General features: G+C 72.2%; 3 protein-coding genes. All 3 read right to left on the bottom strand.

Annotated elements, in window-relative coordinates:
• Positions 1 to 1210, bottom strand: a 1210-nt coding sequence (locus tag KBX39_RS27755; RefSeq protein ID WP_210873325.1) for an Nramp family divalent metal transporter, incomplete at its 3' end; no start/stop codon positions are given.
• A 266-nt stretch (positions 1211 to 1476) separates the two neighbouring features.
• Complete coding sequence (locus tag KBX39_RS27760; protein WP_210873327.1) at positions 1477 to 2124, bottom strand: hypothetical protein; 648 nt, start codon at positions 2122 to 2124, stop codon at positions 1477 to 1479.
• Between the two features lie 119 nt (positions 2125 to 2243).
• Positions 2244 to 2926, bottom strand: a 683-nt coding sequence (locus KBX39_RS27765; RefSeq protein WP_210873329.1) for a DUF3516 domain-containing protein, incomplete at its 5' end; no start/stop codon positions are given.

The raw sequence follows: 2926 nt of genomic DNA on the forward strand, positions 1-2926 counted from the left end.
CCGTGATCGCCACCGCCGCCGCGGTGGTGGCCCGCCGGTTCACCAGGCTGCCCATCAGGTCCCGGCGCCGGGTGAACATCACCACCGGGATCAGCGCGAACGGGATGCCGAAGCTCAGCACCACCTGCGACAGCACCAGCGCCCGGGTCGGGTCGACGCCGATCGCGAGCACCGCCAGCGCGGGCAGCAGCGTGATCATCCGGCGGATCAGCAGCGGGATCCGGCGGCGCAGGAAGCCCTGCATGATGATCTCACCGGCGTACGTGCCGACGCTCGTGGAGGCGAGGCCGGACAGGAGCAGCGCGACCGCGAAACCGACCGCGGCGGCCGTACCGAGCGTGGTGGCGAGCCCGGCGTGCACACCTTCGAGGGTGTCGGTGCCCGGGATCGACGTGCCGTGGAAGCTGCTCGCCGCCACCAGCAGCATGGCCAGGTTGACCGCCCCGGCGACGCCGAGCGCGATCAGCACGTCGACCCGCAGGCCCTTGGCGATCACCCGTCGCTGCGCCTCGCCCTCGGCGGGCAGGCGGTTCGGCGTCAGCGCCGAATGCACGTAGATGACGTGCGGCATCACCGTCGCGCCCAGGATGCCGGCGGCGAGCAGCATGCTGTCGGTGCCCTGCATCCGGGGCAGCAGGCCGGCCGCGGCGTCGGACACGTCCGGCTGCGCGGTGACCAGGTTGACCGCGAACGCCAGCACGATCACCCCGAGCAGCACCGCGATGGCGATCTCGAACGTCCGGAAACCTCTGGAGCGCAGCGCCAGGATGGCGAACGAGGCGGCGCCGACGATCAGGCCGCCGGGCAGCAGCGGGACGCCGAACAGCAGGTACAGCGCGACCGCCCCGCCGATCACCTCGGCCAGGTCGGTGGCCATGGCGACCAGTTCGGCCTGCGCCCACATGACCCGGTTCAGCGGCCGGGGCAGGTGCTCCCGGCACAGTTCGGGCAGGCTGCGCCCGGTGGCCAGGCCGAGCTTGGCGGTGAGCGTCTGCACCAGCATGGCGGCCAGGTTCGCCGCCACCACCACCCAGACCAGCAGATAGCCGTACCGGGCCCCGGCCGTGGAGTTGGTGGCGAAGTTGCCGGGGTCGACGTAGGCGACCGCCGCTACGAACGCGGGCCCGAGCAGGATGAGGCGTCCGCGTACCGGGCGCGGGGCGCGGGCGGTCCGCAGTGGGGGTACGACAGGCGAGTCGTTTGTTACCACTGGTGCTCCTCGACGGACGACGGACGGCGGGACGAGACGACGACCGGCGGGGGCGAGGCGGAGTCAGGCGGGTTGTTCCCGACTATTAATCACATATGCCACTAACCTGAGCACGGAGGGGAAAGCGCACACGAGGGACGGTGTCGCCCCGCCGCGGCGGCTGCTCCGGCCCGGTCGATCGCTTCGGGCGCAGCACGCCGAACGGCCGTCCCGGGTGCGGGACGGCCGTTCGGTGGGGCGGCGGTGAGCCGGATCGGATCGGTCGGTCAGGCGGCGGTGGACCAGATGGCGCGGAACGCGGCTGCCTCACCGGCCAGCCACTGCTCGATCTGCTCAGGCTTGACGTCGGCGGGCATCCGGTGCGCCTCGCCGCGCCGCACGTCGACCAGGACCGGCTCGGCGTGCGGCAGCACCGCGTCCATGTGCCGGGCCATCAGGTGCAGCGTGGCCAGGGTCGCCTCCTCGCTCGGCGGCGCCTCGTCGAAGTGCAGCCGGATCGCCTCGGCCCGGCCGTCGGCGTACCGCACACCGAACTGCGGGTTGATCTTCACGGGCAGGTCACCCAGCATCGCCAGCGCGTCGCGGGTCTGCGCCAGGTCGACGCCGGCCGGCTCGCCCAGCGACTGCAGCCAGCGGGTCGCGCCCGGAACCAGCGCCTCGTAGAGCGGGCGCCAGCGCGGCTTGACCAGGTCGGCGACCTGCGCGAGGTGGGCGCCGCCGGTGTGGAACGCGACGTCGGCCTTGAGCGCCTTGACGAACTGGCCGTGCGGGTTGAAGCCGTGCCGGCTGGCCCGCTGCCGGCGCAGCCCGCCGACGAAGGTGGCCTTGGTGGGCCCGGTGCGGTCGACGTACCGGGTGAATCCGAGGAGGGTGGCGTAGGGGGTGACAGGGGTCGCGGAGGTGGGCGCAGTCACGAGCATCCTCCCAGGTCAACAGCTCGATTAGTACATACATTCTAATCGACGGGTCTGACATCGCCCAGGGCACGAAAAGGGCCGCCCGGACATCCCGGGCGGCCCTTTTTCGCGTAGTCCTACAGCTGGCCGACGTCGGTGATCCGGACCGCCGCCGCGCCGGTCTCGTCGGAGGCGGCGAGGTCGATCTCGGCGCTGATGCCCCAGTCGTGGTCGCCGTCCGGGTCGTCCAGGATCTGCCGTACGGTCCACTTCTCGCGGCCCTGCTCGATCATCAGCAGCGCCGGCCCGCGCGCGTCCGGCCCCACCCCGATCGCGTCGTACGTCTCGAAGTACGGCGCCAGCGCGTCGGCCCAGGCGTCGGCGTTCCAGCCGTCGCCGGCGTCCAGCTCGCCGAGCAGGTCCCAGCGGCGCAGCGCGGCCAGCTCGACGCGGCGGAACATCGCGTTGCGCACCAGCACCCGGAACGCCCGAGCGTTGCGGGTGACCGCCGGCGGCCGGTCGTCCAGCGAGGCGGCCACCTCGGCCACGTCGGACGGGTTGCGCAGCCGCTCCCACTCGTCGATCAGGCTGGAGTCGACCTGGCGGACCAGCTCGCCCAGCCACTCGATGAGGTCGACCAGCTCCTCGGTCTTCGCGTCCTCGGGGACGGTCTGCCGCAGCGTCTTGTACGCGTCGGCGAGATAGCGCAGCACCAGCCCCTCGGAGCGGGACAGCCCGTAGAACTGGACGTACTCGGGGAACGTCATGGCCCGCTCGTACATGTCGCGGACCACCGACTTGGGGGAGAGCTGGTGGTCGG

It is taken from the genome of Micromonospora sp. D75, assembly GCF_018070405.1.
Taxonomy (GTDB): domain Bacteria; phylum Actinomycetota; class Actinomycetes; order Mycobacteriales; family Micromonosporaceae; genus Micromonospora; species Micromonospora chalcea.